This window comes from Bradyrhizobium sp. ORS 278 (genome assembly GCF_000026145.1).
Classification (GTDB): Bacteria; Pseudomonadota; Alphaproteobacteria; order Rhizobiales; family Xanthobacteraceae; genus Bradyrhizobium.
This window is the reverse complement of sequence record NC_009445.1, coordinates 1,178,098-1,192,879: the sequence shown is the minus strand read 5'-3', so window position 1 is coordinate 1,192,879 and position 14,782 is coordinate 1,178,098. Positions and strand designations below refer to the sequence as shown.

Annotated in this window: 13 protein-coding genes; 5 read left to right on the top strand and 8 right to left on the bottom strand. The window is 66.4% G+C overall.

Features of this window, described 5'->3' with window-relative positions:
* Positions 1-125 precede the first annotated feature (125 nt).
* Complete coding sequence (locus BRADO_RS05230) at positions 126-917, top strand: inositol monophosphatase family protein (protein ID WP_041756125.1); 792 nt, start codon at positions 126-128, stop codon at positions 915-917.
* A 226-nt stretch (positions 918-1,143) separates the two neighbouring features.
* On the opposite strand, the gene BRADO_RS05225 is transcribed toward BRADO_RS05230, so the two are convergent.
* The 5 genes from BRADO_RS05225 to BRADO_RS05205 all read right to left on the bottom strand — a co-directional run bounded on the left by BRADO_RS05225 (position 1,144) and on the right by BRADO_RS05205 (position 8,419).
* Positions 1,144-1,698 (bottom strand): outer membrane protein, encoded by a 555-nt coding sequence (locus BRADO_RS05225; RefSeq protein WP_244422967.1) that lies wholly within the window; start codon positions 1,696-1,698, stop codon positions 1,144-1,146.
* A 232-nt stretch (positions 1,699-1,930) separates the two neighbouring features.
* On the bottom strand, positions 1,931-5,083 hold the full coding sequence (locus tag BRADO_RS05220; RefSeq protein WP_011924271.1) for a multidrug efflux RND transporter permease subunit: 3,153 nt from the start codon (positions 5,081-5,083) through the stop codon (positions 1,931-1,933).
* A 6-nt stretch (positions 5,084-5,089) separates the two neighbouring features.
* A complete protein-coding gene (locus BRADO_RS05215; protein ID WP_173363483.1) occupies positions 5,090-6,283 on the bottom strand; it encodes an efflux RND transporter periplasmic adaptor subunit in 1,194 nt (397 codons plus the stop codon).
* A gap of 282 nt (positions 6,284-6,565) precedes the next feature.
* Positions 6,566-7,594: a cyclopropane-fatty-acyl-phospholipid synthase family protein gene (locus BRADO_RS05210; protein ID WP_011924269.1), complete on the bottom strand. Its 1,029-nt coding sequence runs from the start codon at positions 7,592-7,594 to the stop codon at positions 6,566-6,568.
* 12 nt (positions 7,595-7,606) lie between these two features.
* A complete protein-coding gene (locus BRADO_RS05205; RefSeq protein ID WP_011924268.1) occupies positions 7,607-8,419 on the bottom strand; it encodes a DUF1295 domain-containing protein in 813 nt (270 codons plus the stop codon).
* A gap of 183 nt (positions 8,420-8,602) precedes the next feature.
* Here BRADO_RS05205 and BRADO_RS05200 point away from each other — a divergent pair, with 183 nt between their 5' ends.
* From BRADO_RS05200 to BRADO_RS05190, 3 genes are all read left to right on the top strand, one after another.
* Complete coding sequence (locus BRADO_RS05200; protein WP_011924267.1) at positions 8,603-9,592, top strand: hypothetical protein; 990 nt, start codon at positions 8,603-8,605, stop codon at positions 9,590-9,592.
* Positions 9,593-9,635: 43 nt separating this feature from the next.
* Positions 9,636-10,664 (top strand): peptidoglycan -binding protein, encoded by a 1,029-nt coding sequence (locus BRADO_RS05195; protein ID WP_011924266.1) that lies wholly within the window; start codon positions 9,636-9,638, stop codon positions 10,662-10,664.
* A 118-nt stretch (positions 10,665-10,782) separates the two neighbouring features.
* Entirely contained in the window at positions 10,783-11,232 is a 450-nt protein-coding gene (locus tag BRADO_RS05190; RefSeq protein ID WP_011924265.1) for a GNAT family N-acetyltransferase, read from the top strand.
* 200 nt (positions 11,233-11,432) lie between these two features.
* On the opposite strand, the gene BRADO_RS05185 is transcribed toward BRADO_RS05190, so the two are convergent.
* Together BRADO_RS05185 and BRADO_RS05180 are read right to left on the bottom strand one after the other, a co-directional pair.
* The gene (locus tag BRADO_RS05185; protein ID WP_008960499.1) at positions 11,433-11,633 is read right to left on the bottom strand and encodes a hypothetical protein; all 201 of its coding nucleotides are present in this window, start codon (positions 11,631-11,633) and stop codon (positions 11,433-11,435) included.
* Positions 11,634-11,775: 142 nt separating this feature from the next.
* Entirely contained in the window at positions 11,776-13,635 is a 1,860-nt protein-coding gene (locus BRADO_RS05180) for an ABC transporter ATP-binding protein/permease (RefSeq protein ID WP_041756123.1), read from the bottom strand.
* A 235-nt stretch (positions 13,636-13,870) separates the two neighbouring features.
* Here BRADO_RS05180 and rpmE point away from each other — a divergent pair, with 235 nt between their 5' ends.
* Complete coding sequence (rpmE, locus tag BRADO_RS05175; RefSeq protein ID WP_012046762.1) at positions 13,871-14,098, top strand: 50S ribosomal protein L31; 228 nt, start codon at positions 13,871-13,873, stop codon at positions 14,096-14,098.
* A gap of 143 nt (positions 14,099-14,241) precedes the next feature.
* Here rpmE and BRADO_RS05170 read toward each other — a convergent pair whose 3' ends face one another.
* Entirely contained in the window at positions 14,242-14,754 is a 513-nt protein-coding gene (locus BRADO_RS05170) for a DUF1465 family protein (RefSeq protein WP_011924263.1), read from the bottom strand.
* Positions 14,755-14,782: the final 28 nt, after the last annotated feature.

Below are 14,782 nucleotides of genomic sequence, written 5' to 3'. Positions count from 1 at the left end.
CCGGCCGATCCGCCCTTGACGCGGCGGCCCCTTCAGGGCACCCACAGCCAGCCATTTCCAACCGCCTCCCCGTTTTCCGGCGAGGCGCGCACCGCAAGGTGCGGTCAGCCCAGCGCATCGAGCACATGATTCATTCCGCCCTCATCAATGTCATGGTCAAGGCCGCGCGCCGCGCCGGCCGCAACCTCAAGCGCGATCTCGGCGAGATCGAGCACCTGCAGGTGTCGCTCAAAGGGCCGGCCAATTTCGTTTCCCGTGCCGACAAGAAGGCCGAGGAGATGCTCTATGAGGATCTCTCCAAGGCCCGGCCGGGCTACGGCTTCCTGGGCGAGGAAGGCGGCAAGCGCGAGGGCAGCGACAAGTCGCATACCTGGATCGTCGATCCGCTCGACGGCACCACCAACTTCCTGCACGGCATCCCGCAATTCGCGATCTCGATCGCGCTCCAGCGCGAGGACACCGTGATCGCGGGCGTGATCTACAACCCGGCCAATGACGAGCTGTACATCGCCGAGCGCGGCAAGGGCGCGTTCCTCAACGACCAGCGGCTGCGCGTCGCCGCGCGCAAACAGCTGCATGAATGCGTCATCGCCTGCGGCCTGCCGCATATCGGCCGCGGCGACCACCAGCTGTTCCTGCGCGAGATGACCTCGCTGCAGGTCAAGGTCGCCGGCCTGCGCCGCTTCGGCGCCGCCTCGCTCGACCTCGCCTTCGTCGCCGCCGGCCGCTTCGACGCCTATTGGGAACGCGACCTGCAGCCCTGGGACATCGCGGCCGGCATGATCATGGTGCGCGAGGCCGGCGGCACGGTGTCGGGCATCGACGGCAAGGAGGATGCGCTGGCGACCGGGCACGTCGTGTGCGGCAATGAGGTGATCCACCGCGAGCTGGTGAAGGTGCTGAAGGCGGCGGCGTAGTTCGGTTGAACGACAACGGACATCGTTCCAGAAGACATTGGCGTGCTCGCGCCTCACTCTCGGTGTCGTCCCGGCCTCGAGCCGGGACCCATCACCACCGGCCGTCGTGATAGGGCGAGATCGGTCGACCAGCGTGCCTCAAACAGCTCCCTGGGGGTATGGGTCCCGGCTCGAGGCCGGGACGACATCGGGAGTGTGGCCGGCAGCTCGCCCTATCGCTCGAAGGCTATCTGCGCCCGCTCGTGAAGGCCTGCGGCGTGGCGCCGGGCAGTGCCGGGGAGTTGATATCGCTGTCCACACGGTCGGACGACTGGCCGGCATAGCTGAAGCCGAGCGACAGGCTGACATTGGACGCAGGCTTGAACTCGACGCCGCCATTGATCGCGTAGGCCGGCGTCGAGGTCGAGCGACCGTCGAAGGTCGCGAACGGACCGCCGAGGCCCGGCGTGACCTTCAGCGCCTCGAAGCCGCCATAGAAGCTGACGCCGCTCTTGAACGTGTAGCCGTATTGCGCGCCTTCGGTGGTGTACGAGCCGAGCGAGCCGTAGCGATTGACGATGCCCGGGCTGAGGCCGACGCCGGACAGCGCGGCCCAGTTGTTCGCCACGCTGTAGCGTCGCGCGAAGAAGCCGGTGTTGCTGCCGCTCGCCGTGAAGCCCGGGACGTTGCTGTAGGAATCGAGAGTCTGCACGACGCCGGGGTCGGTACTGAAGCCGATCGGCCAGCTCGGAAGCCAGTATTTGACAGGGCCGGATTGGGCCAGAGCTGCTTGGCTTCCCAAGCATACGCCAGCGAGCGCGAAGGCGAGAGCGGATTTGCGAGAGACCATCGACATGCCGTACCCGTTACATGTCGGCGAAGCATACACGGAGCAGACGGGGAACTCCAGCTTGCGAGGATCGGGCACCATGGCGCGCCACCGACGGTGCACTCCCCTCCCCGCAAGGGGGAGGGGAGCGCACCGCCCCGTCGCGACGTTTCGGCGCAATCATCCCCTAAGTCGTTTTTATCCTCTACGGCTGCACCGGGGCCGGCGGCCCATACGCCTCGTCGTCCGCTGCCCCCGCCTTCTCCCGATCCCCCGCGAGCACGCGCTGCACGGACACGAAGAACACCGGCACCATCAGCAGCGCCAGGATGACCACGGCGATCATGCCGCCCATCACGTTGGTGCCGAGCGCCTGCTGGCTGGCGCCGCCGGCCCCCGTGGCCATCGACATCGGCAGCACGCCGCAGACGAAGGCGAGGCCGGTCATGATGATCGGACGGAAGCGCAGCGAGCAGGCCTCGATGGTCGCCGCCACAAGTGGCTTGCCGTGCGCGCGCAGGTCCTTCGCAAACTCGATGATCAGGATCGCATCCTTCGCCGCGAGGCCGATGATGGTGATCAGCGCCACCGTGAAGTAGACGTCGTTGGAAAGGCCGCGCAGATTGGCCGCGACAACGGCGCCGAGAATGCCGAGCGGCACCGTCAGCAGCACCGCGAGCGGGATCGTCCAGCTCTCGTACAGCGCGGCGAGGCACAGGAACACGACCAGCGCGGACAATCCGAGGAGCAGCGGCGCCTGCGAGCCCGACAGCTTCTCCTGCAGCGACTGTCCCGTCCACTCATAGCCGAAGCCGCGCGGCAGCTTGGCCGCCAGGCGCTCCATCTCGTTGAGCGCGTCTCCGGAGGTGAAGCCCGGCTTGGCCTCGCCGGAGATGCGGATCGCCGGATAGTAGTTGAAACCCGCGATCTGGGTCGGTCCCTTGGCCCACTGGACGGTCGCGAACGACGAGAATGGCACCAGCTGACCCTTGGCGTTCTTGACGCTGTAGTTGAGGATGTCGTCCGCATTCATGCGGCTGATGCGGTCGGCCTGCACCACGACGCGCTGCATGCGGCCGCGATTCGGGAAGTCGTTGACGTAATTCGAGCCGAGATTGGTCGAGATCGTGTTGTTGATGTCCTCGAAGGTCACGCCGAAGGCGCCGGCCTTCTCGCGGTCGATCATCAGATTGACCTGCGGCCCCTGCGGCAGCCCCTCGACATAGACCTTCTGCAAAACCGGGCTGGCATTGGCCTCGGCGATGAGCTGATCGGCGGCCGCCACGAGCGCGGTGTAGCCCTTCTGCCCGCGGTCCTGGAGGCGGAAGCTGAAACCGGAGGAGTTGCCGAGATTGTCGATCGGCGGCGGCTGCAGTGCGGTGATTTTGGCGTCGCGGAGCGAGGCGAGGTCGCGATTGATGTCGGCGACCAGCGCCGCGGCGCTGTCGTGCTTGCCGCGCTCCGACCAGTCCTTCAGCGAGATGAAGGCCTGCGCGGTGTTCACGCCCTGGCCGGCATAGCTGAAGCCGGTGAGGAAGGTGACGTCCTCGATGCCCTCGCGCTTGGCCAGGTACTTCTCGACCGCCTCGACGGCGGCTTGCGTCCGCGCATAGGAGGAGTCGGCCGGCGTCTGCACGTCGGTCGTGATGAAGCCCTGGTCGTCGACCGGCAGGAAGCCGCCCGGCAACTGGATGAAGGCGAAGGACAGGCCGACGATGAAGATCGCGTAGATCATCATCAGCCGCCCGGTGCGCTTCAGCGCGCCGCCGACCACGCCGGTGTATTTGGTGCGACTGAAATCCATGAAGCGGTTGAACCAGCCGAACACGCCGGTCTTGGCGTGACCATGGCCGGCCTGCACCGGCTTCAACAGGGTCGCGCACAGCGCCGGCGTCAGCGACAGCGCGAGCAGCGCCGAGAAGCCGATCGCGGCGACCATGGTGACGGAGAACTGCCGGTAGATGATGCCGACCGAACCGGGGAAGAACGCCATCGGCACGAACACGGCCATCAGCACCAGGGTGATGCCGATGATGGCGCCGGTGATCTGGCCCATCGCCTTGCGCGTCGCCTCCTTCGGCGACAGCCCCTCCTCGCCCATGATGCGCTCGACGTTCTCGACCACGACGATGGCGTCGTCGACGAGGATGCCGACCGCGAGCACCATGCCGAACATCGTCAGCATGTTGATGGAGTAGCCGACCAGCATCAGCGTCGCGCAGGTACCGAGCAGCGCCACGGGCACCACGATCGTTGGGATGATGGTGTAGCGGATGTTCTGCAGGAACAGGAACATCACCACGAACACCAGCACGACGGCTTCGACCAGGGTCATCAGCACGCGCTTGATCGAGGCCTTCACCACGGGGGTGATGTCGTAGGGAATTTCATAGGCGATGTTGGACGGGAAGAAGCGCGACAGCTCCTTCATCTTCGCGTCGACCGCGCTGGCGGTCGCCAGGGCGTTACCGCTCGGCGACAGCAGTACCGAGAGGCCGGCGGTGGGCTTGCCGTTGAGGCGGGTGTTGAACTGATAGCTGAGACCGCCGATCTCGATGCGCGCAACGTCGCGCAGCCGCACCGTCGAGCCGTCAGAATTGGCGCGCAGGATGATCGCGCCGAACTCGTCGGGCGAGTCCAGCTGGCCCTTCACCAGCACCAGCGCCGAGGTGCGCTGCACGGTCGTAGCCGGCTCCGCGCCGATGCTGCCCGAGGAGACCTGCGCGTTCTGCGCGCCGATCGACTTGGTGACGTCGTCGGCGGTCAGGCCGTAGCCGATCAGCTTGGCCGGATCGAGCCAGACGCGCAGCGACCGCTCGGTAGAATATAGCGTGGCGCGGCCGACGCCTGGGATGCGGCGGATTTCGCCGAGCACATTGCGGATCATGAAATCGCCGAGGCCGACCTCGTCGAGGCTGCCGTCGGTCGACTGCAGGGTGATGATCTGCAGCACCGCGGCCGAGGCTTCCTCGACCAGGATGCCTTGCTGAATGACCGCACGCGGCAGCCGCGCCTCGACGCGCTTGAGGCGGTTCTGCACCTCGACCGAGGCGTCGTTGGTCGACGTACCCGGCACGAAGTTCGCGGTGATCTCGACCTGCCCCAGCGAGTCGCTGGTGGACTCGAAATTGAGGATGCCGGAGGCGCCGTTGAGCTCCTCCTCGATCAGCCGCGTGACGCTGTTGTAGAGGTTCTCGGGCGAGGCGCCGGGATAGCTGGTCGAGATCGAGATCGAGGGCGGCGCGATGATCGGATATTGCGCCACCGCCAGCAGCGGGATCGCGATGGCGCCGATCAGGCAGATGAACAGCGCGACGACCCAGGCGAAGATCGGCCTGTCGATGAAGAAGCTCGGCATCAGGACTTACCGCGACGCCGACTTGGTTTCGAGCTGCGTCGCCGTGCTGACCTCGGTCCAGGCCTGCGGCGCGACCTTGTCGCCGGCGGCAAATTTCTGGAAGCCGTCGACGACGACCTTGTCGCCGGCGCGCAGGCCGTCGGTGATCAGGACGAGACCATCCTGCACCGGTCCGGTGCGGATCGGACGCGCGATGGCGCGGCTGTCCTCGCGGATGACATAGACCTCGGAGCCGCCGGCGGCGTTGCGCTGCACCGCCTGCTGCGGCACCGCGACCGAGTCGCTGTCGATGCCCTGCTCGATGCGGACGCGAACATACATGCCAGGGAGCAGCTCGCGCTTGGGATTGGCGAACTCGCCGCGCAAGGTCACCTGCCCGGTCGCGGCATCGACCTTGGCGTCGGAGAACAGCAGCTTGCCGGGGATCGCATACGGCGTGCCGTCGTCGAGCACGAGCCGGACCTTGATCGCATCGGGTGCGATCTGGTCGAGATCACCGGACTCGAAGGCGCGGCGCAGCCGGTTCAGCTCACTGACCGACTGAGTGAAGTCGGCGTAGATCGGATCAAGCTGCTGGATGGTCACCAGCGAGGTCTCGTTCTGGACGGCGATGGCGCCTTCGCTGACCTGCGCGGCGCCGACGATGCCGTCGATCGGCGCGCGCACGGTGGCGTAGTCGAGATTGAGCTGCGCGCGTGCGAGATCCGCCTTGCGGGCCTCGATATCGGCCGTGGCCTCGCGTTCTGACGAGATCGCTTTCTCATTCTCGACTTCGGGCGCGGCGCGCTCCTTGAACAGCAACGCGATGCGGCGCGCCTGCTGCACGGCGCGCTCGTGCACCGCCTCGGCCTTGGCCAGCGCCGCGCGGCTCGACAGGATTTCCACCTCGAACGGTTTGGGATCGATCCGATAGAGCGGATCGCCGGCCTTGACCTCGCTGCCCTGGCGGAACAGCCGCTCGACGATAATGCCGGAGACGCGCGGCCGCACATCAGAGACGCGGGTCGGCGCGATACGGCCGGGCAGCTCGCGGACGATCGCGCGCGACTTCTGCTCGACGGTGATGATGCCGACGTCGGGCACGGCGATCTGATCGTTGGCCGAGGCCTGCGCGGGCGTGGTGTCGTTGCAGCCTGCCAAAGGAAGAGCCGCTGCGAGCATCAAGGCGCTGCCGATGAGCGGCGCGCGAAAACGAGACATGGACAATGGAGCCCCTCGATCATGTTTGAAAGCGGTCGACCCAGTGACCGGGTCATGGCGCCATTCTGGTGCCGAGCATGGCCGCACCATAAAAGCGCGCTGCTGCGGCGCAATGCAGCGGCTGGGCGGCCGTATGTCACAGCCCTTAGGCGGTTGATCGAAAATGGCTTTTGGCGACTCACCCAATTGTGAGCGCAATGTGACCGCGCGGTTCCCAAAGGTTCCGTAGAGCGAAACCCGAATCCCGCGCGGTATCCTCGGAGCTAATCAGTTCGTGCGCACTCAGTCGGCGGGCCGCAGGCGGTAGTGGCTGACCCCCCATTCGCGCCCTTCGTCATGGCCGAACAGGCCCGCAGTGGCGAGGAAGAACCAGCGCCAGCGGCGCATCCAAAGCGCGGCGTCGTCGCCATAGACCGGCTGCAGCACCTCGAATATCCGCTCGCGATCGGCGTCGAAATTGGCGAGCCAGTCCCTGGCCGTACGCTGATAGTGCGTGCCGCTCCAGCGCCATTCCTTCTCGACCGCGAACAGATCGTCGAACTGCCGGATCAAGGTGTGGCTCGGCATGATGCCGCCGGTGAAGAAGTGCTGCGCGATCCAGTCCTCGCGATCGTTCCGATCAAACAGATAGGATCCTTTGCGATGGGTGAAGATGTGCATGAACAGCCGGCCGTCCGGCTTAATCCATGACCTGACGCGCGACAGCAGCTCGCGCCAGTTCATCATGTGCTCGAACATCTCGACCGAGACGACGCGGTCGAAACGCCCGTCCGGCGCGAACGCGTTCATGTCGGCGGTGATGACGCGCAGATTGAGCAGGCCGCGCGCGGCCGCCATCTCCTCGATGGCGCGGCGCTGCGAGTGCGAGTTCGAGACGGCGGTGATCTTCGCGTGCGGGAACTGCCGGGCCATGAACAGCGACAGCGAGCCCCAGCCGCAGCCGAGCTCGAGAATGCTCTGCCCATCCTGCAGATCAGCATTGGCGACCGTCTGCCGCAGCGCCTCCTCCTCCGCCTCCTGCAAGGTCGAGACCGGCTCCTTGTAGAAGCAGCAGGAATATTTGCGGTTCGGCCCGAGCACGCGGGCGAAGAACGCGGCCGGCACCTCGTAGTGCTGGGCGTTCGCGGCGTCGGTATGCTCGGCGATCGGGCGCGTGGTCAGCAGGCGGGCGAACTCGGCGTCGCCCATCGCGTTCGCGCCGCTCAAGCGCGTCGCGGTGCGCGCGCACAACTCGGAGATCGCGGCCCGGATGACGGCGTCGGGCAGCGGCACACGCTCGGCGGCCCCGATGATGGTCGAGATGAAGCTCATGCGGTGGCTCCGTTACTTGCCGGCTGAATTCGGCGGGAGGGGAAAGAAGGCGCTGGTACGCGCCTGATAGGCCCGGTAGCGGTCGCCGCGCGAGCGCAGCATCTGTTCCTCCAGCGGCGGAATGCCGGTGACATGGACCAGGATGTAGTACATCAGCAGCGGCGCCAGCAGGCTGGCGAGGCCCCAGGGGTTGTCGAGTGACAACGCGATGACAGGGTAAGCGAGCCAGCACATCCACTCGAAAAAATAGTTGGGATGGCGCGACCAGCGCCACAGGCCGATGTCGCAGACCTTGCCCTTGTTGGCCGGATCGGTGCGAAACGCCTTCAATTGGGCATCTGCCAGCCCCTCTCCGGCGATACCGATGAACAGCACGAGGATGCCGAGATAGTCCTGCAGGCGCAGCTCGGGGGCCGGGGCATGGGCGGCGACGAACATCGCGAACACCAGGGGAATCCCGCCCCAGGCCTGCTGCTGCAGGAACACGAACATCCGCCGCGGCGCGGCCTCACCCCATTGCCGGGCGAACTCGGCATAGCGCGGGTCATCGTCGATGCCGCGGCTGCGCATTGCGACATGGCTGCCCAGCCGCAGCGCCCAGATCGCCACCAGCACCGCAACCAGCCATTGCCGCGTGTTAGGTGATGCGCCGTCCACGGGCCAGATCGCGCCAACGGCGCCGACGAGGCCGACCGAAAATGTCCAGATCGTGTCGACCCAGCCGGAATTCCCGGTGCGCTGCTGCACCACCCAGGCGCCCGCCATCAGGAGGGAGAGTGCCAGCGAAAGCGCCAGCAGCGCCTGCAGAACTTCAACGACGGTCATGACAAAGCCCGGGCATTCCAGCTAGAAATGAACCACGGGACTAAGTACGCCGCGGATGCCCCCCGGTTTCAGCCTCAGTTCCGCGCAGGGGACGGAGATTGCGCCGATCGCGGCTGTTCTCCGGACCCTGGTATGCCATAGTGGATTTTCGGGACCGGTCCCCCGCAACGGATGTCATCGACAATGCCTCAAGGCTCCCCTCCCCGCCCCGCGATGTCAGTCGAACCGACCAAATTGTCGACGCCCCGGATCTTCCTGGTGCGGATGCTGGTCTTCCTGGTGCTGTGCGCCCTGGTCGGGGTCATCCTCTACAAGCAGATCATCATGGCGTTCTTCGCCAATCCGGGCCTCAACGCCCTGATCGGCGCGGTGCTGCTGATCGGCGTGATCCTGGCCTTCCGGCAGATCATCCGGCTGTATCCGGAGGTGTCCTGGGTTAACAATTTCCGCATCGCCGATCCCGGCCTGGCGGTGGCACGCCACCCGACGCTCCTGGCCCCGATGGCCGCCATTCTCGGCCGCGAGCGCACCGGGCGGATGTCGATCTCGCAGCAGACGATGCGCCATCTGCTCGACTCGATCGCCACCCGTCTGGACGAGGCCCGCGACATCTCGCGCTACATGACCGGCCTGCTGGTCTTCCTCGGCCTGCTCGGCACCTTCTGGGGCCTGATCGAGACGGTCGGCTCGGTCGGCAAGGTCATCGACGGACTGAAGGTCGGCGGCGACGCCGGCGCACTGTTCGACACGCTGAAGGGCGGTCTCGCCGCCCCGCTCAGCGGCATGGGCATTTCGTTCTCGTCCTCGCTGTTCGGCCTCGCCGGCTCGCTGATCCTCGGCTTCCTCGATTTGCAATCAAGCCAGGCACAGAACCGCTTCTATACCGACCTGGAGGACTGGCTCGCGGGCACGGTGCGTGAGTATGGCGGCAGCGGCGACACCAGCGCCGACCTCTCGGTCGCGATCGAGCGGCTGCGCACCGCCATGGAGGAAGGCTCCAACCGCGGCGCCACCGCGGCCATGGCGAACCTCGCCGAGGCGATCCAGGGCCTGGTCGCGCACATGCGCACCGAGCAGCAGATGATCCGCGAATGGGCGGACGGCCAGGGCGAGCAGAACCGCGAGATCAAGCGGCTGCTGGAGCGGCTGGCCCGGCAGCCGGAGAAAAGCTAGCGCGCTCTTCGCGCTTGCGTTTGAAGTTCTGAGGAGACGCTGAATGGCGCTTGCCCGTTCCCGCCGGGGTGACTCTGGCCTGAACTACTGGCCGGGCTTCGTCGACGCGCTGTCGACGCTGGTCTTGTCGATCGTTTTCCTGCTCACCGTCTTCCTCGTCGTGCAGTTCTTCCTGTCGCAGGAGGTCACCGGCAAGGACAAGGCGCTGGAGCAGCTCAACGCCAAGATCGCCCAGCTCAACGAGATGCTGTCGTTGGAAAAGCTCGGCAAGCTATCGCTGGACGACCAGGTCGCGCAGTTGCGCGCCGGCCTCTCGAATGCCGAGGCGGAGCGCGACCGCATCAAGGGCCTGTATGACGGCCTCGCCAACGCCGGCAGCAATGCGACCGGCCGAGCCAATGAGCTGAACCGGGCGCTCGAATCCGAGAAGCAGGTCACGGCGCGGGCGCTGGCGCAGATCGAGGTCCTCAACCAGCAGATCAGTGCGCTGCGCCGCCAGCTCGCGGCGCTCGAGGACGCGCTCGACGCGTCGGAGAAGCGCGACAAAGAATCGCAGAACCGCATCGCCGATCTCGGCTCGCGCCTGAACGTCGCGCTGGCGCAGCGGGTGCAGGAGCTGACGCGTTACCGCTCGGAATTTTTCGGCCGGCTACGCGCCATCCTCGGCAACCGCCCCGACATCCGCGTCGTCGGCGACCGCTTCGTGTTCCAGTCCGAGGTGTTCTTCGACACCGGACAGGCGACGCTGCTCCCGGAAGGACAGCAGGAGCTGAACTCGGTGGCGACGGCGCTGATCGATCTCGACAAGCAGATCCCGGCGGAAATCTCCTGGGTACTGCGGGTCGACGGCCACACCGACGTCCGGCCGATCAACAGCCCGGTGTTCAAGTCGAACTGGGAATTGTCGTCGGCGCGCGCCATCTCGGTGGTACAGTACCTGATCTCGCTCGGCGTCCCCGCGCAGCGGCTCGTCGCCGCCGGCTTCGCCGAATTCCAGCCCCTCGACACCGCGAACACCGACGAAGCCTTCCGCCGCAACCGCCGCATCGAATTGAAGCTGACGGAGCGGTAGTGAGCTTGGTCCGGCTCTCCCAGACGTCATGCCCGGCCTTGTGCCGGGCATCCACGTCGGCCGGCACACAAGGTGCGACGTGGATGGCCGGGACAAGCCCGGCCATGACGAGCGCATCATGAGCACCCTTTTTGTCCTCCGTACCTATCACCCTGATGATGAGGATACGGCGATCGCGCTGTGGCAGGAGACTTGGCAGCTGGCCTACCCTGCGATCGACTTCGCGGCGCGCGTGCCGTGGTGGCGCGAGCGCTGGCGCAGCGAACTGGTGCCAAAGGCCGAGGTGATCGTCGCCGAGGCGAACGACACGCTCGCCGGCTTTGTGACGATCGATGCATCGGGCTATCTCGATCAGCTGGTGGTGTCGCCGCAGCACTGGGGCTCGCCGCTCGCGACGCAATTGGTCGATGCCGCCAAGCAGAAGTCGCCAAGCGGCATCACGCTGCTGGTCAACCAAGACAATGCGCGCGCCATCCGCTTCTACAAACGCAACGGCTTCATCGTCGCCGGCGAGGACGTCAACCCGACCTCCGGCCGGCCCGTGCTGCGGATGGCGTGGACAGCTTAAGCGCTGATAGCCCGTATCGCAGCTACACCCACCGCTGTCGTCCCGGACAACCGAGCGCAGCGAGGGCAGATCCGGGACCCAGACGCCGCAGCAGATGTTTGGCGAAGAACGATGTGGCGAGCGTCGCCCGCAAAACATTCGACCGGGGTTGTGGGTCCCGGCGTTCGCCGGGACGACACCGAAGGTGCGGCGAGCCGCAACTACACCCCGCGAAACAGCACGCCGATGGTCAGCACCACGAAGGCAATCGCCAGTGCGTCGAAGGCATGCGCTGTCGACAGCAGCGGGATCGAGGCGTGCATATAGTGCGCGAGCATCGCGACGAGCGCGAGCACCAGCGCGATGGCGAAGATCACGAAGGACGGCGGCGTGAGGGCAAAGCTGCCACGACGATAGGGCATGGTCGTTCATCCCTGTGCAATGGCGCCACAGCATGGATGGCGCGGTGAAGTTTCGCGCAGGGAACGTACAAAGCTGGAGAAAGGTTGCAGGCTCAGGGCTGAGAATTCGCAGTGTTGCCGGGCGCCCACATTGTTGCCGAAACTACACGGTCTCGAACTGCAGCCGCGCAAGCCGCGCATAGAGGCCATTCGCCGCAACCAGCGACGTATGCGTGCCCTGCTCGACGATGCGGCCGCGGTCCATGACCAGGATGCGGTCGCACGAGAGCACGGTCGCGAGGCGATGCGCGATCACCAGCGTGGTGCGGTCCTTCATCAGGCCTTCGAGCGCCGTCTGCACCAGCGTCTCGCTCTCGGCGTCGAGCGCCGAGGTCGCCTCGTCGAGCAGCAATAGCGGCGCGTCGCGGAGGATGGCGCGCGCGATCGCGATGCGCTGACGCTGGCCGCCGGACAGCGTCACGCCGCGCTCGCCGAGCGGGGTCTCGAAACCTTCCGGCAGGCGACGGATGAACTCACTGGCATGGGCGAGATCGGCGGCGCGCTCGACCTCGGCATCGGTCGCTTCGGGGCGGCCGAAGCGGATGTTCTCGCGCGCGCTCGCGGCGAACACCACGGATTCCTGCGGCACCAGCGCCATGCGTTCGCGCACCTTGCGCGGATCGGCGGACCGGACCGGCACGCCATCGACCGAGATGACGCCGGACGCCGGATCATAGAAGCGCAACAGGAGATGAAACAGCGTGCTCTTGCCGGCGCCGGAGGGGCCGACGATCGCGACCTTCTCGCCGGCGCGGATGGCGAACGAGACGTCCTCGAGCACGCGGACATCGGGACGGCTCGGATAGGCGAAGCTGACGCGGTCGAAGCCGATGTCGCCGCGCGCCGGTTCGGGCAGTGCGGTCGGATGCGCCGGTGCGATGATCTCCGGCTTCACGTGCAGCAGCTCGAACAGCCGCTCGGCGGCGCCCGAGGCGGCCGACACTTCCCCCCAGACCTCCGAAAGCTGGCCAAGGCCGGCGGCGGCGAAGGCCGCGTAGAGCACGAACTGGCCGAGCCGGCCGGCGCTGATGTTGCCGGTGAGCACATCGTGCGAGCCGACCCAGAGGATCGCGACCACGCTGGAGAACACGATGAAGATGATGATTGCGGTGAGCACACCGCGCGCCTTGGTCGAGACCCGTGCGGCCTCATAGGCCTGCTCGACCTCGCCGCCGAAGCGTCCGGCCGCGAGCTTCTCGCTGGTATAGGCCTGCACCGTGCGGATGGCGCCGACCAGCTCGGAGGCATAGGCCGAGGCGTCGGCCAGCGTGTCCTGGGCATTGCGCGACAGGCGGCGCACCCAGCGCCCGAACGCGACCAGCGGCAGCACGATCAGCGGAATGGCCAGCAGCACGAAGCCGGACAATTTCGGGCTGGTGAACACCATCATCGCGGTGGCGCCTAGAAACAGCAGCAGGTTGCGCAGCGCGATCGAGACCGAGGCGCCGGCGGCCGACTTGATCTGCGTGGTGTCGGCGGTGAGCCGCGACACCAATTCGCCGGAGCGCGCGGAATCGAAGAACGAAGGCGACAGCGACATCAGATGCGCGAACACGTCGCGGCGGAGATCGGCGACGATGCGCTCGCCGATGGTCATGACCAGGTAATAGCGAGCGGCGCTGGCCAGCGCGAGCACGGCGACCACCGCGATCATGACGCTGAAATAGCTGTTGATCAGCGCGATGCCCTTCGGCGTGAAGCCGAAATCGATCATGCGGCGGACCGCGACCGGGACCAGCAGCGTGGTGAGAGCGGCGATCGTCAGTGCGACCAGAGCGAGAAAGGCGCGAACGCGGTAACGGGCGATATAGGGCGCCAGTGCCAGCAGTGGACGCAGCTTGGAGCGGCGGACCGGCGTCGCCGGCTCGGTCAGGGCCTCGACCGCGGCGACGGCGTCCTGGACCGCCTCCTGCGCCGAAGGGGCCGCGCCCTGCCGCCCGTCAAGCCGTTCCACTGCACTCATGGGATCACCTGAGAATTCATCCAATCTGCCGTCGTGATAGGCCCGCCGCACGTCGCTTGGCAAATCCGGAAACATACCAAGGTGCCGACCGGCACCCCTGGCTTGTTTGGCGACCTTGGCTTGTTTTGGGCGGGACCTTGGGCTATAGAACGCGCCAATTGTCCCCCTTCAGTGACGACAGGATCAGGCGCGGCCGCGCCCCGTCATGTCGTCGCATCACGCCGCAGGATCTGCCATGAAAGCCGACATTCACCCGAATTATCATACGATTACGGTCGTGATGACCGACGGCACCGAGTACCAGACCCGTTCGACCTGGGGCAAAGAGGGCGACAAGCTCAACCTCGACATCGACCCGAAGTCGCACCCGGCCTGGACCGGCGGCACCCAGCAGATCATGGATCGCGGCGGCCGCGTCTCGCGCTTCCAGAAGAAGTTCCAGGGCTTCCTCAAGAAGGATTGATGCGGTGTGAGCCGCCTCGGCGCGGCTCCAGGCCAGCCCCCGAAATGCCCACAGCAAAACGCCCCCGGAAACGGGGGCGTTTTTGTTTGTCCGGCTCGTCAGCTGACACAGCCGGCTCGGCCGAGGCCGAGTGCCACGCCGGCTTATTGCTCGAAGGCAGCCTTCAGCCGGTTCAGGTGCGGAACCAGGGGATTGCCGATCGCGCTCTGGTCCGGCGGCGGCGAATGGATGGTGGAGTCGAGGCGGCGGACGCGGCCCTGCAGGCTCATCGAGCGGGCGATCAGATCCTGCAGCTGCTGCGGCAGCTTTTCCAGCAGGTCGGCCGGGCCGGGATCGGCGGCGGTCAGCTTCACCTTGGTCTTCTCGCGGTTGGCCTGGCCGAGGGTCATCTCGCCCTCCTTCACCGCGCGGTGCAGCAGCAGCCAGGAGGCGAGCTGCATCAGGCGCGTGGTCAGCCGCATGCTCTCGGTCGCGTAGGTCAGGCTGACGGCGCGGTCGAGCGCCTTGGCCTCATTGCGGCCCTCGCCGTCGAGATAGGCGGCGGTCTCCTCGACCAGATCCATGCCTTCCCGGAACAGCGCGCCGAATGCAGCAGAGTTGGTGAGCCGCTCATTGAACTGAACAAGAGCGCCATCGCCCAGCAAACGGTCCGACATGGTTAACGCCTCTTATACGCGACTGATG

Excerpts from the sequence above, each read along its gene's own strand:
- rpmE (WP_012046762.1), top strand. The coding sequence starts at position 13,871 with ATGAAAGCCGACATTCACCCGAATTATCATACGATTACGGTCGTGATG.
- BRADO_RS05185 (WP_008960499.1), bottom strand. The coding sequence starts at position 11,633 with ATGCCCTATCGTCGTGGCAGCTTTGCCCTCACGCCGCCGTCCTTCGTG.
- BRADO_RS05170 (WP_011924263.1), bottom strand. The coding sequence starts at position 14,754 with ATGTCGGACCGTTTGCTGGGCGATGGCGCTCTTGTTCAGTTCAATGAG.
- BRADO_RS05180 (WP_041756123.1), bottom strand. The coding sequence starts at position 13,635 with ATGAGTGCAGTGGAACGGCTTGACGGGCGGCAGGGCGCGGCCCCTTCG.
- BRADO_RS05230 (WP_041756125.1), top strand. The coding sequence starts at position 126 with ATGATTCATTCCGCCCTCATCAATGTCATGGTCAAGGCCGCGCGCCGC.
- BRADO_RS05220 (WP_011924271.1), bottom strand. The coding sequence starts at position 5,083 with ATGCCGAGCTTCTTCATCGACAGGCCGATCTTCGCCTGGGTCGTCGCG.
- BRADO_RS05210 (WP_011924269.1), bottom strand. The coding sequence starts at position 7,594 with ATGAGCTTCATCTCGACCATCATCGGGGCCGCCGAGCGTGTGCCGCTG.
- BRADO_RS05200 (WP_011924267.1), top strand. The coding sequence starts at position 8,603 with ATGCCTCAAGGCTCCCCTCCCCGCCCCGCGATGTCAGTCGAACCGACC.
- BRADO_RS05195 (WP_011924266.1), top strand. The coding sequence starts at position 9,636 with ATGGCGCTTGCCCGTTCCCGCCGGGGTGACTCTGGCCTGAACTACTGG.
- BRADO_RS05215 (WP_173363483.1), bottom strand. The coding sequence starts at position 6,283 with ATGTCTCGTTTTCGCGCGCCGCTCATCGGCAGCGCCTTGATGCTCGCA.
- BRADO_RS05190 (WP_011924265.1), top strand. The coding sequence starts at position 10,783 with ATGAGCACCCTTTTTGTCCTCCGTACCTATCACCCTGATGATGAGGAT.
- BRADO_RS05205 (WP_011924268.1), bottom strand. The coding sequence starts at position 8,419 with ATGACCGTCGTTGAAGTTCTGCAGGCGCTGCTGGCGCTTTCGCTGGCA.